The sequence below is a fragment of the Lactobacillus taiwanensis genome (assembly GCF_017894345.1).
Classification (GTDB): Bacteria; Bacillota; Bacilli; order Lactobacillales; family Lactobacillaceae; genus Lactobacillus; species Lactobacillus taiwanensis.
On sequence record NZ_CP059276.1, the window covers coordinates 1,453,885 to 1,480,130 of the forward strand.

Below are 26,246 nucleotides of genomic sequence, written 5' to 3' on the forward strand. Positions count from 1 at the left end.
TTAGCTATAAATTTTCGGTAAATGGTATAAATATCACGGTGAATGGTATTTTTGGGTAAAAAAATAAGGGAGGATTAAATCCTCTCTTATTTTTCATTTGTCTTATTTCATCAATTATTTTTCTCTTGAGTATGACTTAACATCAGCATCAATTTCATTGATGAATTCATCTAAACTCTTAGAAATTTGTTCTTCAGTACCGTAGCGACGAACGTTAACACCATTTGCGTTCATTTCTTCATCACCTAAAACCAAAGTGTAAGGTACTTTTTGAGTTTGTGATTCACGAATCTTGTAGCCAAGTTTTTCATTTCTGTGGTCTACTTCTGCTCTGAATCCACGCTTAGCTAATTCTTCACGAACCTTGTCAGCATATGCACCGTGAGCTTCTTCGTTAACTGGGATAATTTCAGCTTGAACTGGGGCAAGCCAAGTTGGGAATGCACCCTTGTAGATTTCAGTTAAGTAAGCAATAAATCTTTCCATAGTACCAACAATACCACGGTGAATCATAACTGGACGGTGTTCTTCTCCATCTTGACCAACATAAGTTAAGCCAAATCTTTCTGGAAGCATGAAGTCAAGTTGGATAGTTGACATAGTTTCATCATTACCCAAAGCAGTCTTAGTTTGAATATCAAGCTTAGGACCGTAGAAAGCAGCTTCACCTTCAGCTTCAACATAGTCAAGACCAAGATCATCCATAGCTGCTTTAAGCATTGATTGAGATCTTTCCCACATTTCGTCATTTGCGTAGTACTTGTCAGTATTCTTTGGATCACGGTATGAAAGTCTGAAGTAGTAATCAGTAATGTCAAAGTCCTTGTATACGTCCATGATTAACTTCAAAACTTTAGCAAATTCTTCACGAATTTGATCTAATGCTACAAAAGTGTGACCATCGTTTAGAGTCATTTCACGTACACGTTGAAGACCTGATAAAGCACCAGACTTCTCGTATCTGTGCATCATACCTAATTCAGCAATACGGATTGGTAATTCACGGTATGAACGGATGTGGTGCTTATAAATTTGAATATGTGAAGGACAGTTCATTGGACGAAGTTCAAGCATTTCGCCGTCACCCATATCCATTGGTGGGAACATGTCATCACGATAGTGTGCCCAGTGACCAGAAGTCTTGTAAGCATCTACGTTCATTAAAACTGGAGTATAAACATGTTCATAACCATCAGCAACTTCTTTATCAACAATGTATCTTTCAACAACGCGACGAATAGTTGCACCCTTTGGCATCCAGTAAGGAAGACCAGCACCAACTTTAGGATCAACAAAGAACAAGTCTAAATCTCTACCAATAGTTCTGTGGTCTCTTTCTTTAATTTCAGCACGGCGCTTCAAGTCTTCATCTAAAGCAGCCTTCTTGAAGAATGCAGTACCAAAAATTCTTTGAAGCATTGGGTTAGAAGACTTGCCTAACCAGTATGCACCAGCAACAGATAACAACTTGAAGTTCTTAATTTTACCAGTGTTTGGCAATAAAGCATCAAAACCAAAGTCTACAAAGTCACCTAATTTATAAACTGCCACTTCGTCCTTTTCATCTTTCAAAAGATCTAACTTGAATTGGTCATCTTTAAAGATATCTTCCAATTCGCTCTTCTTCATTGAAGTGTATTCAATCTTTTCGCCATTCTTGATAGCTTTTTGCATTTCTTTTTCAAGTTCTGGTAATTCAGTGATCTTAATTTGATCTTCCTTATCAGTATCTACAAAGAAGCCACCTTCATCTGCTTCATGCATACCTAAACGTAATTCTGGGTACTTACGCTTTGCAACAGCTTCAAGTAAGAATGCGGCAGTAGCACGTAAAATATCTAAACCTTCTTCATCCTTATCAGTAATAATAGCTGCTTCAACATCTTCATCAACAACATAATCTAAAGGCTTCATTACGCCATTAATTTTTGCACCAACAGCAGCTTTTCCTAGAGAAGTAGCAATAGAAGATGCTAATTCCTTAACAGAAACTGCCTTGTCAAAATCTTTCTTTGAGCCGTCTGGCAAAGTTACAGAAAAACTCATAAAATTTTACCTCCAAATAAAAAATCCCAGCACTAAAAATAGTGCTGGGACGTTAAAATACGTGGTTCCACCCGAAATTCGAATTAATCGTAAAAATTAATTCCTCTAAAGGTCGTTAATGGTACCTAGCCAAATATAAAAAATTTCAGGAATGAAATTGGGGTTCTCTTCTAATCAGGAGCTTCCAGAACTAGGCTCCTGTCTCTGAGTTGAAGAAAATCATGTCTTTCATTGACTTTCATTATACTAGCTCATCGAAGAGATGCAAGAGAAATTTTAAATTAATTTCTACGATTTTTACCACCAACAAAAACTTCTTTACTCAAAAAACGAACTCGCTCCATTAATCGTTTGGCTTTCACTTCATCTACGTTATTTCGTATTTCAGCAAAGTGCTCCATTAAGCCATCCATGGTCATATTTGAGCTAAAAAAGGTTGGTAAGACATTATCCATACGTTTTTGTAAAATCACACCTAAAACATCGTCACGCGACCATTCACTTAATGTTTCTGCTCCAATATCGTCAAAAATTAAAACGGGAGCAGAAGCAATACGATCAATTTCATCATTTAGGCTATTATCTTGAAAATGACTTCCTAAACTAGCTATAAAAGATGGTACATGTAGAAAGACTACTCGGCTTCCTTGACGAGCAATAGCATTAGCAAGACCAGCTAAAATATAAGTTTTACCAACGCCAAAATCTCCAGTTAGATATAATCCTTTGATATGCTTATTTTTCTTAAAATTAGCTAAAAACAAGGCTACTTCATCCAAAACTGCATCACGTTCTGGTGTTGAATCGATATTTGCTAATTCGACATGACGCAGTTTACCTGGTAAATCAATTAATTCAATCCTGCGCTCTGCACGTGCTTTCGCCTCAGAATCTAATTTGTCCTGAGTAGGCACATAAGTAATATCAATTACATTACCGTTAAGAAAAAGTCTAGGCTTGTATCCCTTCATCACAGGATTTGGCGCCTTAATCTGCTCAACATAGTTAAAAATTGTAGGAAGCGAAGCCTGGACAATTTCCTTATTTAATTTATCCTTATTTTGTTTAAAAAATGTCTGAACACTTGGATGCTTTATTGCCGTTCTAGCAATTTTTTGACCATCCTCATCTAATTTTCGTTTTTTCAAAATTCGTGTAATTACTTTAGAAATATCTTCCATCAGTACAACACTTCCTATTCATTTTTACCAAATTCGCGAAAAATTCGGTTTCTTTCTTCAGCAGACATTGTTTTTCTCTTAGTCTGATTCTGCTTTTCATACTTCGACCAATCAGTTGTTTTACGCACAGTCTTTTTAGGTGCACGATAATACTGACGCTTGCGCGTATTCTTTCTTTCTTTTAGATAGGCAATTGCTTCAGCTGGTGTAGTAATTCCTTGCTGAAGCCAATCATTAGCAATTCGGTCTGCAAGATTAGCGGTCAATACAGCATCATATTCAAAACATGCATAAACAATCATATTAATTAAAGGCGGAGTTAGTCCCATTTGATCTTGTAAACGAAAAATAACTTTCTTTTCATTTGCAGTTACATAGCCACCCTTTTTCTCTTTTAGTTCATACAAGTAATCAGTTGGCACTTTACTATCTATAGCCTTCAGTAAATCTGCATCTGATTGGGACAATTTCTTAATAGTCCTATCCGCATCTTTAGGAACTTGTTGCAATTGCTTTTTAACCATCTTTTTATTGCGATTAAGTCCGAAGTTCTCGTTAACAGCGTTTTGAATTGCATACATATTCAGTTTTTCTGAACCAGCTGACATAGTAATTAAAGCCGTATCCACAAATTCTTGCTCTGTTAGATGATAAAAATCAATAATCTGTTTAATTTCGACTTGATGCTTTAAAACTTCGCCCTTATCGATGTGATAGCTCGCAAATAGGTCTACCAAAAAGTTCCAATCAATTTTTACTGGTTCATTGCCCAGCTTTATTTCGCTCTTATTATCCTTAGGAACTTCGCCAGCTGCTTCTTTAACTTCGACAGGAGCATCAATCGCACTTTCAGCACTTAAATGAAATACATCAAAAAATCCACTAGTAACCTCTTTAGCATCTTTTAAACCGACAAAAGTACGTGGTGTAAATTTCTTTACTAAACGATTAAATGCTACATTCCCTACACGTTCAAGTAATAAACTTGAAAGTAAAAAGGTATGAAAAAATTCACCTGCTGAAGGAACTTTTTCAACTTCAAAAATTAATACTTCGCCTAGAACAGGGTTTGAACCTAAAAAAGTCTTAACTAAACCTGTCGCTTCTAAATGATGCAATGTAGAAAATAAATCCTCTAATTTTAGATTTGTCTGATCTTGAAGTTGATATAAGGTTTTATAATCTTTAGCAAAAGGCACTTCATCAAATTCCTTTGTTAAAGTTATGTATAATCCCACTCCTTGAATTCCTACTAAGGGTTCAAAAAGAGTTGTTAGAACCTTAATATTTTCCTCACTAACAGCTATTTGATTAGCCACATAAAAAGGCTGCTTAGGGTCAGCACTTTCAAACACAGGCTACCTACTCCTTATCATGTTTAGCCATCATATCTTCCATGGCTTCCATAAATCCTGAAACATCTTTAAATTGACGGTAAATACTTGCAAAACGAATGTAAGCTACATCATCTAAATTAGCTAACTCTTTCATCACTAAATTACCAATATCTTTAGATGAAATCTCATTAAGACCTTGCTTACGAATTTCATTTTCTACATGGTCAACTAAAGTATCTAATTGCTCACTTGAAATCGGTCTTTTCTGCGCAGCCATCACTACACCATGCAAAATTTTATCGCGGTTAAAGGCCTCACGAGTCCCATCATTTTTGATTACTAATAAAGGTGATCGCTCTACCCTTTCAAAAGTAGTAAACCGAAAACCACAATTTTCACATTCTCTACGTCGTCTAATTGCTCTGTTTTCATCGCTTGGACGAGAATCAATTACTCTTGAAGCATTCTTGTGACAGTTTGGACATTCCATCTTCTCTACCTGCCTATCTTTTGTAATAAATCGGATAATCTTTTCTCTAAATCATTTATTGTACCAGTATTCGCTACAACATAGGTAGCTCTTTTTTCTTTTTCACTTAGTGGCATTTGATTATTTATTCTACTTAAAGCTTCTTTTTCAGTGAAATTATTCCTCTTCATCAGTCGCTTAAGCTGCAACTCTGGAGAAATCGAAATAACTAATACTCCATCACATAAACTTTCAAAGCCAGATTCAAATAGTAATGGCACATCAATTACAACCAATTTTTCTTGATTTAAACGATAGTGCTCCATCTGTCGTTTAATTTCTTGATGAACAAGTGGGTGGGTTAAACTGTTAAGCTTCTTTAACTTAGCTTGATCGTTAAAAACTATCTCACCTAACTTGCGACGATTGATTGTTTGATTATCAGTAAGAATCTTTGATCCAAAATAGTCAACAACAGCCTGATACCCAGCTTGTCCAACTTCCATTATCTTATGGGCAATCAAGTCGGAATCAATAATTGGAATATTTTTCTTTTTGAAAAAGTCATCAGCCGTACTTTTACCACTGGCAATTCCACCAGTTAAACCTAAAAAATATGTCATTTGTACAACACCTGACAATGTGAACAAAAAGTAGTGCCACGTCCGTTTACTTTAATCTTTTCTAAAACAGTACCGCAGCTGCTACACTGTTCACCTGCATGACCATAAACTTGAAGCATATTTTGATAACCACCAGTTTCTCCATTTGCATCTAAATAAGTATGAACAGTTGTACCGCGTTCTTTAGTTGCTACAGCAATTGTATGATTAATATTTCGATATAAATCAGCCACCTTATCGGATGGTATTTTTTTAGCGCTACTTAGGGGATGAATTTTACTCTGCCACAACACTTCATCAACATAAATATTACCTAATCCGCAAACTACTGTCTGATCTAAAATTGTATTCTTGATATTTTTCCTTTTTTTACTTAATGCATCCCTAAAATATTCAAGACTAAACTCATCAGTATTTGGTTCAGGTCCTAAGTGTCGAATTCCAGTCGTCTGGCGTTCTGTTCCAGTCTCGACTAAATGCATTCTTCCAAACTTTCGCACATCGTCATATCGTAAAGCTGTTCCATCTGTAAAGATAAATTCCACATGTTCATGCTTTTGCTTAGGAGCATCTGGAGTAACTAAATGATATTTACCTTCCATGCGCAAATGTGACACCATTGTTAAGTCATCATTAAATCTAAACAGTAAGTATTTACCATAACGATCAATCTTCAAGATTTTCTTATTTGTCAGTTTTTTAACAAACTCATCTGGATCATTAACTATAATTTTAGGATACCAAACAACAATTTTTTCAATTGTTTTTCCTTTAACTAATGGCGTTAAAGTCCTCCTGACCGTTTCAACTTCTGGCATTTCTGGCATCAAATCACCTACTTTTTATTTTGCATCATACCAATTATGACCCCAGTTTGAATCAGCAATCAAAGGTACATCTAATTTTACAGCTGATTGCATAACCTCTGGCACAATCTTCTTAATTGTATCTAGTTCATCCTTAGGTACATCAAAAATCAATTCATCGTGTACTTGCAAAACCATCTTAGTCTTTAAATGTAATTCATCAAGTTTTTTCTGCATGTTAATCATAGCAATCTTAATGATATCAGCTGCTGATCCCTGAATTGGTGAATTAATCGCAGTTCTTTCCGCAAAACTTCTTACATTAAAGTTCTTAGAATGAATGTCTGGCAAATAGCGTCTTCTATGCATAATAGTTTCTGCATAACCATTTTCACGCGCTTTTTTAATTGCTTCATCCATATAATTTTTAATTTGTGGATATTGTTCAAAGTAATTTTCAATAAACGTCTTAGCTTGCTTACGACTAATACCTAAGTTTTTAGATAAGCCATAGTCTGAAATACCGTAAACGATACCAAAGTTAACAGCTTTAGCATGTCTACGCATTAATGGCGTTACTTCATCAGGTGAGTCCAAATGGAAAATTTTCATTGCAGTATGCGCGTGAATATCATACCCCGACTTAAAGGCTTCCTGCATATGTTCATCACCAGAAACATGAGCTAGTACTCTTAATTCAACTTGTGAATAATCACAAGAGAAAATATATCCATCTTTAGTTGATGGAACAAAAGCCTTTCGAATTTGTTTTCCTTCGTCTGTTCTAGTTGGAATGTTTTGCAAGTTAGGATCAACTGAAGAAAGTCGACCGGTAGCTGTTAATGTTTGTAAGTAACGTGTGTGAATTCTACCATCTGGCTGAATACATTCAAGCAATCCTTTGACATATGTATTTTGAATCTTAGCAATTTGACGATAGTCTAAAATTTCTGAAACGATTGGACTCTTCATCTTCAATTGCTCTAAAACTTCAACTGAGGTTGAATATCCCGTCTTAGTCTTTTTAATTGGTGGCAAATCCAACTTTTCAAACAGAATATGACCCAACTGCTTAGGTGAGTTCAAGTTAAATTCTTCACCAGCCTGTTGATAAATCCTTTGCTCTAATTCTTGTAATTTAATGGCGAATTCATTACCAAGTTGATTCAAAACTGATGCTTCAGCCTTAATCCCAGTAATCTCCATCTTTGCTAAAACAAAAGCAACTGGAATTTCGATTGTTTCATATAAGTCATCTTGTTCATGATCTTTTAATTTTGCAAGAAGCGGCTCTTTTAGCTTTTCAATTACAGCAACTTTTGCGGACAAATGTTCAAAAAATTCTCCATCTTCTGGAACAGCTTGCTTTTTACCCTTACCATAAACCTCTAAATCGGTCTTAACTGAATAATCGTCATATAGATGGGCTACTTCACCAAGATCATTGGAATTATTTTCATTATTAACCAGATAAGAGGCTAAAAGCATATCATAATCTAGCCCTTCAGCTTTAATGCCTAGTCGATTCAAGCCTACATAAGTACGTTTAATATCAAAAACATTCTTTTTAATATTCTTATCTTCTAGCATTTGACGAAGCGGATTTTCTTGCAATAAAACAACGTCTTTTGAAACATAAATCTTATTACCAACTTTTAATGAAAATCCTTCTAACGGTGCTAAATGATAATTATCACCCAACATTGCTAAATAAAAAGTAACTCCTTTTTCATTAATACCGTCCAATTCGACAATATTTTCTTTAGTTAATTCAAGATATTCATATTTTTCAATTTCTTGTTTATTACTATTAGTAGCAGACGCACCTAACTCAGCTAAAAATTTCTTGAATCCTAACCGTTCATACAAGTTACGCAAGTCTTCAATGTTTGGATCTTGAAGTTTAGTATCAGCTAAAGTAACTGCAACAGGAGAATCACGATCAATAGTTGCTAATTTTTTAGCTAAAAAGGCCTTGTCTTTATCGTTAATTAAATTCTCTTTTAACTTGGACTTCTTCATTTCATCCACATGTTCATAAAGTTTTTCAACTGAACCATATTTTTGAATTAAGCGTGAAGCAGTCTTAGGACCGACCTTTGTTACACCAGGGTAATTATCAGAATTATCACCCATCAAAGCCTTCATATCAATAAACTCTGTCGGAGTAACACCATTAACTTCTTTCATATGTTCTGGCGTATAGGCTTCTGTATCACCAACACCGTTTTTAGTAATTAAAACGGTTGTCTTATCAGAAGCAAGTTGTGTCAAGTCTCGATCTCCAGTTACAACATCAACTGTATATCCTGCATCTTCACCCATCTTTGAAAGGGTCCCAATAATATCATCTGCTTCATAATTTTTTAGTTCATAACTCTTAATTCCTAAATCTTTAAGCAATTCACGGATAACAGGAAGTTGCTCCGATAATTCACTTGGAGTTTTTTGTCGACCACCCTTATAATCTTGATACATCTTGGTTCTAAAAGTAACTTTTCCAGCATCAAAAGCAACTAAGACATTAGTCGGCTTTGTCTGCTTCATAATTGCATCAAGCATATTCTTAAAAGTAAAAATTGCATTTGTATGCAAACCGTCTGGACTAGTAAATCTATCTAACTGACGGTACAAAGCATAAAAGGCACGAAAGGCCACTGAATTTCCGTCAATTAAAAGCAATTTCTTTTGTGCCATATTTTTCTCCTTAAATAAAAAAACTGTCAAATAGTCTCTTAACTATTTTAACAGTTTTTGATACATCATTTAATTATCTACTTTGCTTTAGTACTTAAATACCTAAAGTGGATTATTTTCATCACCAACTTCACGATAATTATCAGTACCACCTTCAGTACTTAAGACAATGATTCTTGAATTTTCATCAAGGCTTAATTCTTTACGATAATTTTCTAAATCTGGGCTAGACAAATAAGAACCAGTTGATCGAATATTCGACTGCTACTTATCGTGGTGACTTAAACTCTTTTATAATTGATCTTAACCGCTAAAAAAGAGAAACGTACTTAAACGTTTCTCTTTTTCGACCTTTGATGATTTCAACGAATAAATTTCATCCCAATCATAATAATTCCTAAACCTATAAAGACCCAAGCAACAACCTTATTGAGCTTTTGCTCATCAATTTTATTAGCAAAGCGTGAACCAATAATACCTGCTACAACTGCGCCTAACGCTATCCAAAGACCATATTTCCAATCGACATTGCCTTGTCTTGCGTAACCTAATAATGATGATAATGCTGTAATTGCCATAATAACGGTTGAGGTTCCAACAGCTTGATGCATTGGATAATGCAAAATAAAAATAATAGTCAATAACACCACCACACCGCCGCCAGCACCAACTAGTCCACTAATGATCCCAATACCAAAGCCTAATCCTAGTAATGCCATTGTTTGTGCAAATTTCGACTTAAAATGAACACCTTTGTTAGGATCAAACGAATTGTTCTTCTTTCGCAGCGTCGAAATCCCTGAAATAATTAACATTATCGCAAAAATACCGCTTAGTTTCGTATCAGAGATTATCCCAGCCCAGTGACTTCCAAGTTGAGCTCCAATAATTGACCCTACTGTAATCCAAATACTAGCCTGCAGCCTGACATTCTTATGCTTGATATAATCAATTGAAACAACGATACTTGTAATCACATCAACTAATAAGCTCGTTCCAATTGCTAAATGAGAATTAATTCCAAAAAGCAACGTTAAGCTAGGAACAACAATGGTAACACCACTCGCTCCAATTAAACTAGTGATAGTCCCTGTTACTAGACCAATACAAATTATCTCTATAATTGCTAAAATTGACATCCTTCACGCCTCAATGCTTAACAATATTCCCTGTCTACATTGTATTAGTCTTTCAACTACAAACCAACAATTACGACAAAAAACGCTCAATTCTAATTATATGAATTGAGCGTTTAATTTAATTATAGTAACTTTTCATATGCGTCTTCATACTTAGGAATGTCACCAGCACCCATAAATACTACAACAGCATTCTTATGCTTAGTTAAATCAGCAATATTGTCTAAATCAATTACTTCTGAACCAGGAATATTGTTAACTAAATCTTCACTTGAAATATCCCCACTTGCTTCACGTGCAGAAGCATAAATTGGAGTAATGTAAGCCTTGTCTACATCACGTAAAATTTCTTCAAAATCTTTTTGATATTTCTTAGTTCTTGAGAAAGTATGTGGTTGGAAAACTACCACTAATTCTTTATCTGGGAACTTTTGACGGGCAGCTTGAATAGTTGCACGCATTTCTGTTGGGTGGTGAGCATAATCATCAATTACTGAAACATCGCCAAAATCTTTTTCAGCAAATCTTCTCTTAGCACCCTTGAAAGTTAAAAGTCCCTTCTTAATATCTTCCATTGGAACTTTTTCAGTATAAGCTACTGCAATCACAGCAGTAGTATTTAAAATACTGTGATCACCAAATAAATGAATTTCAAAGCGACCCAAATCTTTTCCATGTGCTAAAACATTGAACTTAGAACCAGTAGTAGTCTTTTCAATATTAACTGCTTGGAAGTCATCAGTATCTTTGAAGCCATAAGTATATTTAGGAATATCAGTCTTAAGACTTTGAAGACGTTTGTCGTCTCCCCAAACAAAGAGAGCCTTCTTAGTTTGATCAGCAGCAGTTTGGAAGGCACTAGTATAGTCAGCTTGATCCTTAAAGTAATCTGGGTGATCAAAATCAATGTTAGTCATAATTTGGTAGTCTGGGTGATATGCTAAGAAGTGACGACGATATTCATCGGCTTCATAAACAAAGAAACGTGAACCCTCTACTCCTTTACCACGACCATCACCAATTAAGTAAGAAGTAGGAGCAACTTCACCTAAAACGTGTGATAAAAGACTTGTAGTTGAAGTCTTACCATGTGTACCAGAAACTCCGATTGAAGTATGCATCTGAACAATTTCTTCAACAGTATCAGGATAGCTTTGCCATTCAACATTTTTGTCCAAGCAAGCTGCTACTTCAGGATTATCTTGCTTAAAAGCATTTCCTTTAACAATTACTTGTTCTGCATTGCTCTTAATATTTTTTGGGTCAAAGTTTTTTACTTCAATACCAGCTTTTTCAAGAGGAACTTGAGTAAAGGTGTACTTTTCAATGTCACTACCTGCAACATTATAGCCTAAGTCGTGCAAAACTAAAGCTAAGGATGCCATACCAGTTCCTTTAATGCCAATGAACCAAATTTGTTTATTTTTGTCTAACATATTATTACTATCTCCATTGTTTGTGCCAAAATATTCGTTTTAATTCTACCATTTTTAGCACAAAAAAAGAACATAACACAACGTTATGTTCTAATTAGAAAGTAGTTAGCTCATCCTTACTCCCTACTTTCTTTTATTTACAAAAATTCTTTTTCAAGCCCTAACATATAAGTAGTTTTAGATCATCAATCCGCGCCAAATCTTTCTTTATGTAATTACTAACTCAAAACGATAATCATCAAAAAAATTTCTCATATCTTTTGGACTTGGTCGATAAGGGGGCTTATCCCCCCCCCCAGAGTTTTCAGAGGCTCGCCTGCTAGCTTAGCTGTATTATACTTCATATATGTTATCTCGTTCCCTCACTTTCCGTTCACTATATATAACACAAAAAACATTATTCTTACCATTTTTACTATAACACTTATTGTAATTAAATAGCATAATAAAGATTCATATTATTTAAACATCTTCTTACCAATAGTAAAGGAGATACAACAAAAAATGTCATATAACTTATCAAAAGAAACTTAACAGCACATAATATTAAGTTTTAAATAATGGTTTCTTATCAGAAAAATAATCCATCCTCTCCAACAAAACCCGAGATTTATATGAATTTCGGGTTTTGTTATATCTAGTTCGAACAGATGTTAAAGGCTAATTTGACCACTAGCTAGTAATTCATCACACTTAGTTGGTTCAAATTCATCACCAGCTTTAAAGTCGTCAGGAACAACCATAATACCACGCTTTTGAGGAGCGTGTGCTAAGTCTAATTCGCGTGCTGAACAAATCATACCGTATGAATCAACACCACGAAGTGCACCTGACCAAATTTGTTGACCATTTGGCATTAAAGTACCAGGAAGTGCCACAACTACCATTTGGCCTTGAGCAATATTTGGAGCACCACAAACGATTTGGTGTTCTTCACCATTTCCTACATCAACAGTAGTTACATGTAAGTGATCTGAATCTGGATGTGCTTCACAAGTCTTAACGTAACCATAAACAAGCGTTGGCTTTCCAATTTCTAGCTTAGTATCGAAGCCAGCTTCAGCAATTTTCTTGTTTAAAGCATCAACTAATTCTTGTGTTGGCTTAACTTCACCATTTGGTAGCTTATCATAATCTAAAAAGCTACTTACGTTGAAGAAGTTAAATCCAATAACTTCGCCATCTTCATTTTCAACTCTTGTAACTTGATCTTTCTCTGTGAATTTACTACGACCCTTATCTTGGTCCAAAATCACAATTAAAGTATCAGGGTAACTTGTTTTATTAGTAGAAATAATCATTTCTAGTAAATTTCCTTTCCTAGACTATTTGAGAGAGTTAAGGAAGCTTTCTACTTCTTCTTTAGTCTTTCTGTCCTTATTTACTAGTCTACCAATTTCTTTGCCATCTTGGTAGACAACAAAGCTAGGAATTCCAAAGATATTTAATTCTTTGGCTACATCAATTGATCCATCACGGTCAATTTTATAAAATTTCGCATCAGGATTATCTTTTTCAATTTGTGGTAAAAATGGGTCTAAGAAGCGGCAATCTGGGCACCATATAGCTGAAAACAATAATACTACTCTTCCATTTTTGGTAATGTCTTTTAACTGCTCAGGAGTTAATTCTTTGATTTCTTCCATTTATCTCACCTTTTCTTACTTTTTATAAGTCATAATTATTTTACATCCTTTTATTTCAAAAATCTAGTCTCAAATCTTTTAGCTTAGATTAAAAACGCTCTACAATAAAAATATAAAAAGAAGGCATTAAAATAATGGTTGATATGAATAAGGAATTACTCCATGCCGGTTATCGATTACACTTAGTTTTTGACGAAATGGTTCAAGATATTAGAAAAGATCCTGATAATTGGATTATGATTATTGAAAAAAATATCGACCAAATTTTCTCATTAATTTCTGCCTATCATAAAATTGCAGCTACAATTACCACCAATACTCGAAAAAATGGACTCCCTCCACACTTAAAGTCTGCTTCAGATGATACCTTAAAAGTGATGGATACATTTAATGATGAGATTCTTACTTTTGATAATTTTGCAAATAGTAGTGAGCATATCAAAGCTGTTACAAGATTTTTTAGAGCTGTTAATTATACAAATGAATTACTTTTAGAATTAAAATTATAAAGTAAATAATTATATTAAAAAGTGTCTAGAATTTAACTTTCCTAGACACTTTTTTTGCTTTTTAAAATGTTTTTATCAATTTATTGTACAAAATGTGCATGTAAGCAGTAAATCGGATTACCCTTAGCTGCAAATTTATGTTCATATTCAGTCTCAACATTTCTTTCAAAAACTTCGTCATTTGCATTATGTAAATCTAGACTTACATAATCAAATTTCATCCCATAATTGTTAAGACTTACTAAACTATATTCAAATAATCCTTGATTATCAGTCTTAAATTCCAAATGTCCATCTGGTTTTAAGATACGTTTATATTTGTCTAAAAAGCTCTTATAAGTCAACCGACGCTTTTCATGACGTGTTTTTGGCCAAGGATCAGAGAAATTTAAATATATAATATCTACGCTATTTTCTGGTAAATACATTGCAATATTTGCTGCATCGGCACACATTAATTGGAGATTATCGATCTTTTCCTCTAACTTAGTTCTCAAAATCATCCCTGCAGCTGTTGTTTGCAACTCTACCCCAATAAAATTCATTTCGGGATGACTTTTAGCTAAAGTAGTAATAAATTGACCCTTACCTGAACCAATTTCAATTGCTAAAGGTTTAGAAAAATCATCAAATCTTTCTTCCCAGTTAATTTTCTTTTCTGGATCTGGCTCATTTAAAATTGCTTCTGGATGCTCAACTACCAACTTTTGAGCCCAAGGTTTATTTCTTAATCTCATTTTTTCACAACCTAATATCTAACTTTTTTAAATAACTGTTCAATTTTACTTGGTAAATAGAAATATAGCAATAAGAATGTTAAAGCAAGAAGTAATAATACTCCTTCAAAGGCTTCTAATTTTTGAGGAGAAAAGATTATCAAACCAAGACTAACTAATCCCCATTCAAGCAGCATTCCCTTTTGTAAAACCTTTCTTAAAGCCTGCCCTCTTGACTTAAACGGAATCGGCATAACATGGTACATCATATTATGTTCATAAACCGTACCCAACGGAATCAACTGATAAAGTGTTAAGAAAATAATCAAAGCTCCGCTTGCTATCGCCCAGCGTGCATCTTGTAAGCAGGCAATTAACAATAAAGCAAAAATAATCATCCGAATTAATAAATTGCTATACTCAGGATCTCTTAAAAGTACCCGCTGATAGATGTACGTATTTGGTGTTTGATTATCTTTTTTAATCAAAAAGTCCAGATATTTTCTTCTTGAAATATGAACTTTCTTATCTGCTACATCGGTAAACATACTATAAAAGTTATTTAAGAGATCGACTCGTCTTTCTTCATAGTCTAAAGCCTTGTACCAGTCAAACATTTTACCACGTGGTAAGTAATCCACTCCAATCCCGCCTGCAATTGCTAACGTAGTATAAATAAGCGGATTAGGATAATGACCTAAAAAGGATAAGTACAAAACTATAAAATTTATCCCTAAAAAAAGCCAAGTATTGTAGTAATCATGCTTATTAAAATAAAAACTTCTAATAATCAATTTAAATTGCAAATTTTTACTTGCAATTAAACCAATCATTATAAAAATAAGTCCTCCAATTGAAAATCCTGCTCTCATTGTCGCAAATGGTAATAAAATTCCTGTAATCAAGATAATCAAAACAACTGGAAGAATCATATTGTGCAGATATAGCGGCTTGAAATAATCCTTCATTTCACTATCTTGATTAAAAAGAAAATGCTCATCTGCTCGATTAAATAAAGTTGCAAAATGTCCAATTCCTAATGTCGTTGTCCAAATCAAGGCAAGTAGCGGTTTATAAAACCAAAGATTATTCGGCCATTTCTTAATATTTTGTGCATACCAAAACATTAAGGCTCCGAATAGAAAAATTAATGCCAAGATAAAGAAATCGTTAAAAACCAACGTTAAATAATGCGTCTGCTTTTTAAAATTCTTATTAAGTCTATTCTTAATTAAATCAGTCATGCTTCTTCACCGTTTCCTGATTTAAAATTTGATATAAACGATCAAATGAATCGCTAGGCTTTAAGCCATAAAACTGTCTAATTTCAGTTAAACTGCCTTCAGTTTCAATTGTGCCGTTATTGAGTACTGCAAAAGTTTGAACAGCTTCTTGTGCCTCAGCTAAAACGTGAGTAGTCATTAAAACCATTTTTTGATTAGCAACGGCTTCTTTAACTAAATCAATAAAGTTAGCAACCGCCAATGGATCTAACCCAGTAAATGGTTCATCAATTACTAACAAATCCGCATTTGCTAAAAAGCTAGTAACAATCATGACTTTCTGTTTCATTCCTTTAGAAAAATTAATTGGTAACCAATCTAATTTATTCTCTAAACGAAACATTTTGCATAATTCTTTAGCTCGTGCCCAGGCCTTGTCCTTGTCTAATCCATATGTAAGCATTACGAGCTCAAGATGTTCTTTTAACGTTAATTCTGGATATAAAATTGGCGTTTCAGGAATATAAGCAATCATTTTCTTAAATTCAGCGGGATTTTCAGTTAAGCTAACGCCATTTAGAGTAATCTTGCCCTTCTGCATTCTCAATAGTCCAAGTAGATGTTTAATTGTTGTAGACTTACCTGCACCATTTAAACCAATTAAGCCAACCGCTTGGCCAGGTTCTATTGTTAAATTCACATTCTTAATGACATTAATTCCGGAATAACCACCAGTTAAATTCTCAATTTTAAGTGCCATAGATTTTTCCTCTCTACTGCAAATACTTCCTTATTATGATAGCATGAACATAAGTTAAACTAAATTTTCTTTTCATTAAGAAAGGAGCCGGTCTCATGGCAGAATTAGAAAAAGATTGTTTATTTTGTAAGATTATTAGAGGAGAAGTTCCTTCTTACACAGTTTTTGAAAATAATGACGTTAAAGCTTTTTTAGATATTTCTCAAGTAACTAAAGGTCATACTTTAATTATCCCTAAAAAGCATTTAGTAAATTTCTTTGATTATAGTCAAGAAGATGCAGCACGCTTTTTACAATATATTCCTCTCGTTGCTCAAGCAATAAAAAAATCAGACCCTACTATTAAAGGGATGAACGTTGAAGTTAATAATGGCGAAATTGCTGGTCAAGTTGTTATGCACTCACATATTCACTTAATTCCACGTCGGGGAGAAAATGATCCTATTTCTACTCCTCATGTGAATAATGCTGATAAATATTCAGAAGATGATTATCAAGCTGTTGCAAACGCTATCAAAAATAATCTATAATCTCAGTAATTTTCCCTTTAATGCGGTATAATAAAAGTGGTTATTAAGTTAAAAATTATTAAATAGATAAGAGGTATATATTATGTCTGGATTTTTATTAGGGATTCTTACCGGTACAGTTGCAGGTGGTTTATTATCATACGCTAAAAACCCATTAAGTGGTAATTCAATCAGAAGTGATGTTAAAGATTCGGCAGATAACTTTACTGACTCAGTTCACCGCGTTAAAACTATTTATGACGAACTAGAAGAAAAAAGAATGGAACAAGCTGAGGAAACTCAAGATGAAAATGCTGATACAACTGAAGCTCCAAATGAAAAGGAAGAAGTTGAAGTATCTGAGGGTCCATCTCTTAAAGACAAGGCTCATGATCTAGTTGATGCATTCTCTGCTGCCTCATTTAAAGCTGTTGATCACAATCGTGTATTTGCTGCAGTAAAAAACAAGTTAAATGAAGCCAAAGACGAAATCGAAGATGCTACTGAGGATGTCAAGGATGCTACCCAAGATGAAGAATCTTTAGATAGCAATTCTGATGCGAGTGAAGAAGAACATAAGGAAGAAAATTAATGAAATTTTTTGCAATAGGCTTAGGCATTGGTAGTTTGGCAGGGTTAGGTATTTCTCTTCTCCCTAACCCGCAAACTGGTCACAAAGTTAAAGAAGATGTGCGTCAATTTTTAAATAATACAAAAAATGATGCTACAACTTTAGCAGCTAGCAAAAATCAAGCACAGGCTGCTGCCAGTCAATTAATGAGTGAATTACCCAAGGCTGAACAGTCAGTAAAAGATATACAAAGTAGCGTAACTAATTTTCAAAGTTCAATTAAACCTGAAGTAGACCAAATGAAGGAAAATATTTCTCATTTATCTCAAGAAGTAAAATCTACTGCTGATAAGGTTAAAAATGAACTTTAATTTTAAGATTTGTTAGTCTTTTTTATAAATATATAGAAAACTCTTATTGTCCATTGGGATAATAAGGGTTTTTATGTTATATTTGAAACTGTGAATTAAACAAAGGATGTGCAAATTAACTTATGAAAAAAATGTGGAAAAAAGCAGCTGCTATTGTAGCTTTTGCTGGTATTGCTTTAGGAGCTACCGCTTGTTCTGGTGGCAAGGCTGTAGTTACTTATAAAGGTGGTAAAATCACCGAGAAACAATATTACGACAAGATGAAAGAATCTCAAGCAGGTCAATCTACTCTCGCCAGCATGATTGTTTCTGATGCCTTAGAAAGCCAATACGGTAAGGATGTCACTCAAAAGCAAGTTGATAAAGAATATGATAAATACAAGAAACAATACGGTAGTCAATTTGATTCTGTTCTTGAACAAAATGGAATGACTGCTTCTACTTTTAAAGACAATTTGAAGACCAATCTTTTAACTGAAGCTGCTTTGAAGCACATTAAGAAGATTACTCCTGCTCAAGAAAAGAAAGCATGGAAGAACTACCAACCAGAAGTTACAGTTCAACATATTCTTGTCTCAAAAAAGAGTACTGCTGAAGACATTATTAAGCAATTACAAAATGGTGGCGACTTCAAGAAGTTAGCTAAGAAGTATTCAACCGATACTGCTACTAAGAATGATGCTGGTAAATTACCTGCATTCGACTCTACTGATAGTACTTTAGATTCTAGCTTCAAGACTGCTGCATTTAAACTTAAGACTGGTGAAATTACTACTACTCCAGTTAAGACCCAATACGGTTATCACGTAATTAAAATGATTAAGCACCCAGCTAAGGGTAGTTTCAAGGATCACAAGAAGCAAATTGATAATCAAATCTATCAATCAATGTCAGAAGATCAAAACGTTATGAGAAGTGTAATTGCTACAGTTCTTAAACGTGCCGATGTTTCTATCAAGGACAAAGACTTAAAGAATGTTCTTTCACAATACGTTTCAACTGACAGTCTTTCTAAATAATATTTCTAAAAAAATACCGAGATCATGAAAAGTGATCCCGGTATTTTTATTATTCTAATTTTGGAGCCTTATCTAAGGCCTCATCGCATTTTGGACGGTAAAATCTGCGATTATCTTGTGACTTAATACTCTCAGTAAATTCTCCTGGCTTAGTTTGTTGCAAAGCATTTGTAATCGCATAAACGGTAGCATCTAAATCATCAATCTTGTGTAAAACTTCTGCTTCAAGAACAACTGGTCGATGTGCTGCCCCGTATTCTGGTAGACCATGATGAGATAAAACCAAATGTCTCAATAGCATCAAATCTTCACTATGTTCATCAATCTTTAATTCATATGCAGCAAGCATAATTTGTTCATCAATTAAAACTAAGTGTCCAATCAAATTTCCCTCAGTTGTATAGCTTGTTGCTACAGGACCTGACAATTCTATTACCTTTCCCATATCATGCAAAATGCATCCCGCATAAAGGAGCGAACGATTAATTTGCGGATATGTGTTAGCAATTCCTTCTGCATCTCTTAACATTGAAACAGTGTGAAAAGCTAGCCCGTTTTTAACAGCATGGTGGTTCGACTTACCAGCTGGAAATGAGAAAAATTCTTTATTCCATTTTTTGAGTAAGTAACGCACAATTCTATTCCAAGTTGGATTCAAAATTTCGAAGACACGTTTATTAATTTCTTCTTCAAGATCCTTCTGTTTGATCGGAGCTGAATGAACAAATTGACTTAGGTCATAACCCTCATTTGGACCCACAACTCTTAAATCATAAATTCTAATCTGTGGTCGTTCTTGATATTCTTCTCTTCTTCCACTTAATTCAACAATCGTTCCTGAGCTAAAAGTATCCGCATCTTGCTGACTAGCATTCCAAAGATTGCCTCTAATTGCACCACTTGAATCACTAAATTGTAAAACTAAGTATTTTTTTCCATTTTTACTAGTGCGAAGACTTGAATCCTTGATTAATAAAACCAGATTCATATCCTCACCATCATTATAATCAAGCAATCTTTTTATCATGATTATTCCTTTTCTATTCTTATCGGATCAATAGTTAATTTCTCAACCAAATCTTTACGCGCCGTAAAAATTAAAACTTGCGTCTTCTTAGCTAATTCTTCTAATAACTTAACAATATAGTTTGTTCTTTGAGCATCAAAGTTTACAAAAGCATCATCAATTAAAATTGGCAATTCAATCTTATCAGAGACTTGTTCGACAAAAGCTAATTTTAAAGCAAAGTATAGTTGTTCACTTGTACCTCTAGACAAATACTCAACGTCAAATTTCTTACCATCTACTCGTTTAACTTTAAGTTGCTTATCTAGGTTAATGTCAACATATCTTCCACCTGTTAACAAGGTAAAGTACTTTTTAGCATCCTCAAGCATTTTAGGAAAACGCTCATTTGAAGCTAAGTCTAATCCTCTCGCAATCCAGTTACTAGTTAACAAGTTAGCAAGATAATCTTTAATATTTTCAGCTAGTAAAGATTCTAGATCAGAAAGCTTTTGCTTTTCAGCAAAATATTTGTCCGAGTTAGCTAAAATATTCATTTGGTTTTCAAGTTTTGCACTTTCTGCATGTAAGGTATTAATTTGCCCTTGCTTTTGAGAAATTTGTGCTTCTATTTCTTGCTTTTCTTTAGATAAAGCACTTGGGTCTTGAGTAACCTTTTCTAATTGTGCTAAATCTTCTTGTAAATTATTTTGTAAAGCATCAACTTTCAATTTAAGTTGTTCTTGTGCTTCGACCTGCTTCTTTAAGTCTGAAAACTCATCAAAATTAGTAACTTTATTCTTAGCAAAAATATTAGATAATTCTATTTTATTTTTAGCTAATTGATTTTTTCTTTCTTGTAATTGCACAGCAAGATCATTTAAATGCTGCTGAGCCAAATAATTTTGGTCTAACAACTTTTGAAGTGAATTTAATAAGCTGATAATATCTGAAAAAGTTTGGACTTTTCCTTGAATAAATGGATTTAACTCTTGAATAAAGTTTTTCACTTTTTCATTTAATGTCTTTTGTTCTTGAGTTAATTGCTCTAAAGTTTGCTTTTTAGATTCAATTTGGACTACTTCATTCCATAAATTATTTAGATCAATTTCATTAGGATTAAGTCCATATTTTTCAATAAAAGTCTGCTCTTTTCGACTACTTTGATTATTCTTTTGTCGTGTCCAAACAAATAAACCCATACTTCCAAGTGCCAACATTATTCCAATAAAGCGTACAAATAAATTACTAATTGCAATTGCACTAAAAATCCCTGCAACCAATAAAATTAATGACAAAATTCCAGGTAAGTTATTGGCATCTTCTTTTTGCTTTTTCAATTCCTGGTAATCTGATTTAATTTGAGTTCTCGTTTCACTAGGCAATTTACTTAATTTAACAGCTTCTGGTTGCAGCTGCTCATAAGATTGTAAATCTTGATTAGCAGTCTCAACTTGACGCGCTAGGTCTTTACTTTCACTCTCCCAATGAAGGATTTCTGCTTTATGATCAACTAAAGCTCGAATTTTATCCTTATTAGACAGAGTATTACTTGACTCAACTTCTTGTAATTGATTAGTCAAACTATCAATACTTTCAGTCAAATCAGCAATTTTATTTTTAATTGCTTGCGCATTTTCATAAGATTCCTTAGAAAATTGAACTGGTTTTAATTCTCGTTTTAAGTCTTGATATTGCTTAAAATTAGTTAGCTTTTGCATCAATAAACTAACTTTTTGTCCCTGTTCATTTAAACTTGCTAATTCTACTTGTGACTTTGCCAAAGCAGCTTTTTCTTTATTTAGCTTTTCTTCTAATTCACGATAATTACTAAATTCATTATCAGTTTCCGCCAAAACATCTTTTTGATCCTGGATTTGGTTAATTAGTTGATTAATTACAGGCTTACGCCCATTCTTTTTAAATAGCTTTTGTGCATTATTATTAAATTCATCACGTAAATCAAGCAGCTTATGACTCTGAGATGCACCTAAAAAGTAAATCTGTTCCATTAATTCAGCTTGTGACAGACTATTTATCTCACGCATCATATCTTGATTAAAAATAAAGCTATCAGTATAAAAACTACCATCGATATTTTGAATACGATCAAAGAAAACTGATTCTGGAACTTCTTGTCCATTCAATTTAACTGTCAATACGCCCTTTTTGGGATCACCTTTTGCATATAGTCGATTTAAGACAAAAGTACCTGCTTCATCTTCAAAAGTTAGACTTCCACCCATCGGGCTGACATGATCTAAAGGTTGATAGTTTTCAAAAAAGGGGGACTTATTAGTTCTTAAATGAAAACCAAATAATATCTGTTTAATAAAGGCAACAGTTGTACTCTTTCCAGCTTCATTCGCACCCAAAAAGATCGTTAAATCTTTGTTCAAATTAAAAGTTACATCATTTAACTTTCCAAAGTGAATAATTTTAATTTGAGTTAGTTTCATCATCCATATCCTTTAACTTCTGTCCCAATTTAACTTGTGATAATTCCTTTACTTCCTCAATGAATTCTGGCTTTTTTAATAGATCAGCAACATAATCGCTCTTTTTACTTAAATCATTTGCCAGAGAATATATCTTTTCTAAAGCAAAAGTTTCACTTTCTGCTTGATTAAAAGCCTCTTTATCAGCTGACTTAAGTTGCAATTTTTCATTATTTACTAGGTAAACTTTTACCAAACGAGAATCAAAATTCAAAGAATTTGAAAGTTGTAGCCAATAATCGCTATCATTTACTAGTTCTAATTCTTTTTCACTTAAATACTGGGCTCCACTAATAGTTAAACCAAATAAGGTCTTTTGTGTATTTTTTCTAGTTAAGATATCAACGATTTTTCTAGTTAAATCACTTTGAGAAATTTCATGATCTAATTCTAAATCAGCTATCTGCCAAATGATAGGTGCTGTTTTAACAAAATCTAAATTTATCTTTTTAGTTGTTTCATCTACTATACCAAAATAGACACCTTTAGCCTTACGTTCATTAATATGTCTACCTTGTAAATTTCCACTGTAAACAATTAATGGATCTTCAGATAAGCTTTGACGCAAATGAATATGTCCTAAAGCAAAATAGTTATAATTCAAGTTCTTAATTTTGGCGACTGTAAAAGGAGCATAAACGTTTTGATGAGCATCTGTAGTTTTCGCTCCCGCATGCATCAAACCGAAAGTAAAGTTATCACCCTTTTTAGGAAACTCACTGATTTTATCTGTTTCAATGTGATTATGTTGATAAGAGAACCCGACCACTGTATAAGGAAAGCCAGTTTTAGTTTTAAATTGCGCCTCTTCTACTTTTTCATCAGAACCTAAGAGCTTAAAATATGGTGTTTGAGGTAAAATCATTTCTTCAGGATTTAAGTAATCATGGTTTCCCAGAATCATCACTACCTGAATTTCTTGATCAGTCAATCTTTTAATTTCACGATTAAAAAATAATTGACTCTGCGGGCTTGGATTAACCGAATCAAAAGTATCACCAGCAATTAATACTAAATCTACTTTTTGCTCTATTGCAGTATCAATCGCTTTAGTAAAGGATTTTTGAGTTGACTCTTTAATATCGTTAAATTCATTAGATGGCAAAAAAGATAGTCCCTGGAAAGGACTATCTAAGTGCGCATCTGCTAAATGCATAAATTTCATATTTATTATTTTGCCTTTAAATCATCGTATAAATCACCAATTGGCTTGGTCATAGCTTGTTGAACATCATTGATCATTTGGAAAAGAGCTTGTTCTTTAGTAATCATGTCCTTTAATTCGTCGTTATTTTGAACTTCTTCATTGATCCTTTGATATTCTTTTCTAACTTCGTCTGAAAGTGGTTGGCCAGAATTTTGTGCAGCTAAGATTTGTTGTTGAAGCTTATCCATTCTTTGATATAAATCTAAGCTTTCTGGATTATTCTTTAAGTTTTCAAGAGACTTCTTTAAATCTTTAAATTGTTCAGTTTCTTGTAAGTCCTTTGCCAATTGATTGGCGTTATCATAAATATTAACCATTTTAAATTAATTCTCCTTTATTTTTACTGACCTAAAAGTCCTTTAAGATTATTATACCATTCGTTAAACTTAGACCCAGTATCATTGATTCCTTTTTGTACTTGTTGACCTAAATTACCGAGCCAGTCAGAATTTGCCCCCGTATCTTTTGAAATTTGTTGGGCACTCTTCTCCTTAAATTGGGTTTGTGGTGTATACGGAAGCAGACGTTCTAATTCAGATTTATAGAGGTGGGTAATTCCTGTTTCAGAAATACCTTCCATATAATGCTCTTGATCAGTCTTATCAAATCCTACCCAAGTTGATAAGACAACATCTGGCGTGTAACCAACAATCCATTGGTCTTTAGTACCAAAGCCATAACTATCAGGTACTTCAGTTGATCCAGTTTTCCCAGCAACTCTAAAGCTTGCTGGCTGTGCTGATTTACCAGTACCAGAGGTAAATACTCCTAAAAGCATTGATGTCATTTCTTTAGCAGTATTAGTTGAAATAATACGGTGATTACCAGGATTTTTGTTTTGAGCAATAACATTACCGCTTGCATCAGTAATCTTAGTAATACAGTAGGATTGATTTGGCAGATTCCCTTCATTTGCAAAAGCACTGTAAGCACGTGCCATTTGCATTGGAGATACACCAGTTGACAATCCCCCTAATGCTAAGGCTAAATTTTGATCATTTTTATTTACATGAATGCCAAAGTTTTCAACGGATTGAACACCTTTTCTGACGCCTATCTTATCCAATAACCAAACAGCAGGAACATTTTTACTCTCTGCTAAAGCTTCATACATTGGAATTTTGTTAGAATACTGATTATCAACATTCTTTGGTTCATATCCATTCTTACCAAATTTTTGTAGCTTATTAGAAAGCTCAGAATCATAATGATAACCACTTTGCAAGGCTGGAGAATATACGGCAAGTGGCTTCATGGTTGAACCAGGTTGACGCTTCATTTGCGTAGCGCGGTTATAGCCACGAAAGACATGTTGTCCCCTGCCTCCTACCATCGCACGCACAGCACCAGTTTTGGGATCCATTGCTACACTGGCGCCTTGAACTTTAGTACCATCGCTTGCATTTGGAGGAAAATTCCAGCTTTCTTCAAAACTATCTTGCAAAGCACTCTGATAACCAGTATCTAGCGTAGTATAGATCTTCAGACCTTTATTCATCACATCTTCTTCTTTTAAGCCATAGCGATCAATTGCTTCATCAACCACCGCATCAAAGAAGTAAGGATAACGATATCCATCTTCTTGAGAAAAAGTATCTTCTAAAGTTAAAGTAGTTCTTTTAGCATTATCTGCCTGCGTCTTAGAAATTTTACCTGTATCAGCCATTAAGCCTAAAACAACATTACGACGCGCAACGGCATTATCCATATGATCAATTGGATTGTAGTAACTTGGACTACGAAGCATCCCTGCAATAGTTGCTGCCTCCCCAACAGTAACATCGTTAGCGTTTTTACCAAAATATCGTCTTGCTGCATCTTGAACACCCCAAACTCCATTACCGAAGTAGGCATTATTTAGATACATAGTTAAAATATCTTTTTTAGAATAGACACGATTAATTTCGATCGCAAAAAATAACTCTTCTATTTTTCTAGAAAAAGTCTGCTTTTGTGTAAGTAACGCATTCTTTGCCAACTGCTGCGTTAGAGTAGATCCACCACCAACAATTCCGTGGTGAATTAGACTACTTACTGCAGCACGTGCCATTCCTTTTACACTGAAACCAGGATTTTTATAAAAAGTCCGATCTTCTGTTGCAATAACGGCATCTTGAATATAAGGCGAGATTTGATTCAATTCCACAAATGATCCTTTTTGCGAATAAAGTGACCCTGCTTTTTGATTTTTATTATCATAGATAGTAGTTGTCGTAGAAAGTGCTGCCTTCATATTTGAAATATTTGAAGTTTTTACCTTAACGGTATAATAGGTACAAACAAATAAACAACACGACAATAAAATTAAAATTAACCAACGCCAAATTTGAAAACGATGGTTGAAGTTTTTAATCGCTAAATAAACGCGATGCCAAAACTCATGATTTTGGGAATGCATAAAATTAAAACTCCCTTTTCGTCAATAAACCTAATATGACGATTTTAGCATATCTTTATTTGAAAAATAGTATTTTAAA

At 33.8% G+C, this 26,246-nt stretch carries 25 protein-coding genes; 5 read left to right on the plus strand and 20 right to left on the minus strand.

Annotation, left to right across the window (positions count from 1 at the left end):
* Window positions 1–114: 114 nt before the first annotated feature.
* The 12 genes from thrS to H1A07_RS07145 form a co-directional block, all read right to left on the minus strand.
* The gene (gene thrS / locus H1A07_RS07095; RefSeq protein WP_210144804.1) at window positions 115–2,046 is read right to left on the minus strand and encodes a threonine--tRNA ligase; all 1,932 of its coding nucleotides are present in this window, start codon (window positions 2,044–2,046) and stop codon (window positions 115–117) included.
* A gap of 281 nt (window positions 2,047–2,327) precedes the next feature.
* A complete protein-coding gene (dnaI, locus tag H1A07_RS07100; protein ID WP_210144805.1) occupies window positions 2,328–3,227 on the minus strand; it encodes a primosomal protein DnaI in 900 nt (299 codons plus the stop codon).
* 14 nt (window positions 3,228–3,241) lie between these two features.
* Window positions 3,242–4,582 (minus strand): DnaD domain protein, encoded by a 1,341-nt coding sequence (locus tag H1A07_RS07105; protein WP_210144806.1) that lies wholly within the window; start codon window positions 4,580–4,582, stop codon window positions 3,242–3,244.
* A gap of 7 nt (window positions 4,583–4,589) precedes the next feature.
* Complete coding sequence (gene nrdR / locus H1A07_RS07110) at window positions 4,590–5,054, minus strand: transcriptional regulator NrdR (protein ID WP_057719040.1); 465 nt, start codon at window positions 5,052–5,054, stop codon at window positions 4,590–4,592.
* Between the two features lie 5 nt (window positions 5,055–5,059).
* A complete protein-coding gene (gene coaE / locus H1A07_RS07115) occupies window positions 5,060–5,656 on the minus strand; it encodes a dephospho-CoA kinase (RefSeq protein ID WP_210144807.1) in 597 nt (198 codons plus the stop codon).
* On the minus strand, window positions 5,653–6,483 hold the full coding sequence (gene mutM, locus H1A07_RS07120) for a DNA-formamidopyrimidine glycosylase (protein WP_210144808.1): 831 nt from the start codon (window positions 6,481–6,483) through the stop codon (window positions 5,653–5,655). Before mutM ends, coaE begins: the two co-directional genes overlap by 4 nt.
* 15 nt (window positions 6,484–6,498) lie before the next feature.
* Window positions 6,499–9,159 carry a DNA polymerase I gene (gene polA, locus H1A07_RS07125; protein WP_210144809.1) on the minus strand — a complete coding sequence of 887 codons (2,661 nt, stop codon included), beginning with the start codon at window positions 9,157–9,159 and terminating at the stop codon, window positions 6,499–6,501.
* Window positions 9,160–9,261: 102 nt separating this feature from the next.
* The gene (locus H1A07_RS10420) at window positions 9,262–9,393 is read right to left on the minus strand and encodes a hypothetical protein (RefSeq protein WP_275952018.1); all 132 of its coding nucleotides are present in this window, start codon (window positions 9,391–9,393) and stop codon (window positions 9,262–9,264) included.
* Between the two features lie 128 nt (window positions 9,394–9,521).
* Window positions 9,522–10,298, minus strand: coding sequence for a sulfite exporter TauE/SafE family protein (locus H1A07_RS07130; RefSeq protein WP_210144810.1), 777 nt, complete (start codon window positions 10,296–10,298; stop codon window positions 9,522–9,524).
* 122 nt (window positions 10,299–10,420) lie between these two features.
* Window positions 10,421–11,734 (minus strand): UDP-N-acetylmuramate--L-alanine ligase, encoded by a 1,314-nt coding sequence (gene murC, locus H1A07_RS07135; RefSeq protein WP_094495805.1) that lies wholly within the window; start codon window positions 11,732–11,734, stop codon window positions 10,421–10,423.
* Between the two features lie 653 nt (window positions 11,735–12,387).
* Window positions 12,388–13,035, minus strand: coding sequence for a YtpR family tRNA-binding protein (gene ytpR, locus H1A07_RS07140; RefSeq protein WP_210144811.1), 648 nt, complete (start codon window positions 13,033–13,035; stop codon window positions 12,388–12,390).
* 24 nt (window positions 13,036–13,059) lie between these two features.
* Window positions 13,060–13,380 (minus strand): thioredoxin family protein, encoded by a 321-nt coding sequence (locus H1A07_RS07145; protein ID WP_210144812.1) that lies wholly within the window; start codon window positions 13,378–13,380, stop codon window positions 13,060–13,062.
* 134 nt (window positions 13,381–13,514) lie between these two features.
* Between H1A07_RS07145 and H1A07_RS07150 the strand changes: the two genes are divergently transcribed.
* Entirely contained in the window at window positions 13,515–13,889 is a 375-nt protein-coding gene (locus H1A07_RS07150; RefSeq protein ID WP_210144813.1) for a hypothetical protein, read from the plus strand.
* A gap of 80 nt (window positions 13,890–13,969) precedes the next feature.
* On the opposite strand, the gene trmB is transcribed toward H1A07_RS07150, so the two are convergent.
* The 3 genes from trmB to H1A07_RS07165 are packed head-to-tail and all read right to left on the minus strand — an operon-like array spanning window position 13,970 to window position 16,588.
* Window positions 13,970–14,626 (minus strand): tRNA (guanosine(46)-N7)-methyltransferase TrmB, encoded by a 657-nt coding sequence (gene trmB / locus H1A07_RS07155; protein ID WP_210144814.1) that lies wholly within the window; start codon window positions 14,624–14,626, stop codon window positions 13,970–13,972.
* Between the two features lie 11 nt (window positions 14,627–14,637).
* A complete protein-coding gene (locus H1A07_RS07160; protein ID WP_210144815.1) occupies window positions 14,638–15,849 on the minus strand; it encodes an ABC transporter permease in 1,212 nt (403 codons plus the stop codon).
* Window positions 15,842–16,588, minus strand: coding sequence for an ABC transporter ATP-binding protein (locus H1A07_RS07165; protein WP_094498747.1), 747 nt, complete (start codon window positions 16,586–16,588; stop codon window positions 15,842–15,844). The genes H1A07_RS07160 and H1A07_RS07165 overlap by 8 nt, the downstream gene beginning before the upstream one ends.
* Before the next feature lie 95 nt (window positions 16,589–16,683).
* Between H1A07_RS07165 and H1A07_RS07170 the strand changes: the two genes are divergently transcribed.
* The 4 genes from H1A07_RS07170 to H1A07_RS07185 all read left to right on the plus strand — a co-directional run bounded on the left by H1A07_RS07170 (window position 16,684) and on the right by H1A07_RS07185 (window position 19,058).
* Window positions 16,684–17,118, plus strand: a complete 435-nt coding sequence (locus H1A07_RS07170) for an HIT family protein (RefSeq protein WP_057719052.1) — start codon at window positions 16,684–16,686, stop codon at window positions 17,116–17,118.
* Window positions 17,119–17,200: 82 nt separating this feature from the next.
* Entirely contained in the window at window positions 17,201–17,689 is a 489-nt protein-coding gene (locus H1A07_RS07175; protein WP_210144816.1) for a YtxH domain-containing protein, read from the plus strand.
* A complete protein-coding gene (locus H1A07_RS07180; protein WP_094498749.1) occupies window positions 17,689–18,039 on the plus strand; it encodes a YtxH domain-containing protein in 351 nt (116 codons plus the stop codon). The genes H1A07_RS07175 and H1A07_RS07180 overlap by 1 nt, the downstream gene beginning before the upstream one ends.
* Window positions 18,040–18,161: 122 nt before the next feature.
* A complete protein-coding gene (locus H1A07_RS07185) occupies window positions 18,162–19,058 on the plus strand; it encodes a peptidylprolyl isomerase PrsA (RefSeq protein ID WP_094495799.1) in 897 nt (298 codons plus the stop codon).
* Between the two features lie 49 nt (window positions 19,059–19,107).
* On the opposite strand, the gene H1A07_RS07190 is transcribed toward H1A07_RS07185, so the two are convergent.
* The 5 genes from H1A07_RS07190 to H1A07_RS07210 are packed head-to-tail and all read right to left on the minus strand — an operon-like array spanning window position 19,108 to window position 26,167.
* Window positions 19,108–20,085, minus strand: a complete 978-nt coding sequence (locus H1A07_RS07190) for a 3'-5' exoribonuclease YhaM family protein (protein WP_210144817.1) — start codon at window positions 20,083–20,085, stop codon at window positions 19,108–19,110.
* Between the two features lie 2 nt (window positions 20,086–20,087).
* The gene (locus tag H1A07_RS07195; protein ID WP_210145502.1) at window positions 20,088–22,523 is read right to left on the minus strand and encodes an ATP-binding protein; all 2,436 of its coding nucleotides are present in this window, start codon (window positions 22,521–22,523) and stop codon (window positions 20,088–20,090) included.
* On the minus strand, window positions 22,504–23,727 hold the full coding sequence (locus H1A07_RS07200; protein ID WP_210144818.1) for a metallophosphoesterase family protein: 1,224 nt from the start codon (window positions 23,725–23,727) through the stop codon (window positions 22,504–22,506). Before H1A07_RS07200 ends, H1A07_RS07195 begins: the two co-directional genes overlap by 20 nt.
* Before the next feature lie 5 nt (window positions 23,728–23,732).
* A complete protein-coding gene (locus tag H1A07_RS07205) occupies window positions 23,733–24,086 on the minus strand; it encodes a YlbF/YmcA family competence regulator (RefSeq protein WP_210144819.1) in 354 nt (117 codons plus the stop codon).
* A 23-nt stretch (window positions 24,087–24,109) separates the two neighbouring features.
* The gene (locus H1A07_RS07210) at window positions 24,110–26,167 is read right to left on the minus strand and encodes a PBP1A family penicillin-binding protein (protein WP_210144820.1); all 2,058 of its coding nucleotides are present in this window, start codon (window positions 26,165–26,167) and stop codon (window positions 24,110–24,112) included.
* Window positions 26,168–26,246 lie beyond the last annotated feature (79 nt).

Bases quoted from the DNA above. Each gene is read 5' to 3' on its own strand.
- thrS (WP_210144804.1), bottom strand. From the start codon at position 2,046: ATGAGTTTTTCTGTAACTTTGCCAGACGGCTCAAAGAAAGATTTTGAC.
- dnaI (WP_210144805.1), bottom strand. From the start codon at position 3,227: ATGGAAGATATTTCTAAAGTAATTACACGAATTTTGAAAAAACGAAAA.
- nrdR (WP_057719040.1), bottom strand. From the start codon at position 5,054: ATGGAATGTCCAAACTGTCACAAGAATGCTTCAAGAGTAATTGATTCT.
- coaE (WP_210144807.1), bottom strand. From the start codon at position 5,656: ATGACATATTTTTTAGGTTTAACTGGTGGAATTGCCAGTGGTAAAAGT.
- mutM (WP_210144808.1), bottom strand. From the start codon at position 6,483: ATGCCAGAAATGCCAGAAGTTGAAACGGTCAGGAGGACTTTAACGCCA.
- polA (WP_210144809.1), bottom strand. From the start codon at position 9,159: ATGGCACAAAAGAAATTGCTTTTAATTGACGGAAATTCAGTGGCCTTT.
- H1A07_RS07130 (WP_210144810.1), bottom strand. From the start codon at position 10,298: ATGTCAATTTTAGCAATTATAGAGATAATTTGTATTGGTCTAGTAACA.
- murC (WP_094495805.1), bottom strand. From the start codon at position 11,734: ATGTTAGACAAAAATAAACAAATTTGGTTCATTGGCATTAAAGGAACT.
- ytpR (WP_210144811.1), bottom strand. From the start codon at position 13,035: ATGATTATTTCTACTAATAAAACAAGTTACCCTGATACTTTAATTGTG.
- H1A07_RS07145 (WP_210144812.1), bottom strand. From the start codon at position 13,380: ATGGAAGAAATCAAAGAATTAACTCCTGAGCAGTTAAAAGACATTACC.
- H1A07_RS07150 (WP_210144813.1), top strand. From the start codon at position 13,515: ATGGTTGATATGAATAAGGAATTACTCCATGCCGGTTATCGATTACAC.
- trmB (WP_210144814.1), bottom strand. From the start codon at position 14,626: ATGAGATTAAGAAATAAACCTTGGGCTCAAAAGTTGGTAGTTGAGCAT.
- H1A07_RS07160 (WP_210144815.1), bottom strand. From the start codon at position 15,849: ATGACTGATTTAATTAAGAATAGACTTAATAAGAATTTTAAAAAGCAG.
- H1A07_RS07165 (WP_094498747.1), bottom strand. From the start codon at position 16,588: ATGGCACTTAAAATTGAGAATTTAACTGGTGGTTATTCCGGAATTAAT.
- H1A07_RS07170 (WP_057719052.1), top strand. From the start codon at position 16,684: ATGGCAGAATTAGAAAAAGATTGTTTATTTTGTAAGATTATTAGAGGA.
- H1A07_RS07175 (WP_210144816.1), top strand. From the start codon at position 17,201: ATGTCTGGATTTTTATTAGGGATTCTTACCGGTACAGTTGCAGGTGGT.
- H1A07_RS07180 (WP_094498749.1), top strand. From the start codon at position 17,689: ATGAAATTTTTTGCAATAGGCTTAGGCATTGGTAGTTTGGCAGGGTTA.
- H1A07_RS07185 (WP_094495799.1), top strand. From the start codon at position 18,162: ATGAAAAAAATGTGGAAAAAAGCAGCTGCTATTGTAGCTTTTGCTGGT.
- H1A07_RS07190 (WP_210144817.1), bottom strand. From the start codon at position 20,085: ATGATAAAAAGATTGCTTGATTATAATGATGGTGAGGATATGAATCTG.
- H1A07_RS07195 (WP_210145502.1), bottom strand. From the start codon at position 22,523: ATGAAACTAACTCAAATTAAAATTATTCACTTTGGAAAGTTAAATGAT.
- H1A07_RS07200 (WP_210144818.1), bottom strand. From the start codon at position 23,727: ATGAAATTTATGCATTTAGCAGATGCGCACTTAGATAGTCCTTTCCAG.
- H1A07_RS07205 (WP_210144819.1), bottom strand. From the start codon at position 24,086: ATGGTTAATATTTATGATAACGCCAATCAATTGGCAAAGGACTTACAA.
- H1A07_RS07210 (WP_210144820.1), bottom strand. From the start codon at position 26,167: ATGCATTCCCAAAATCATGAGTTTTGGCATCGCGTTTATTTAGCGATT.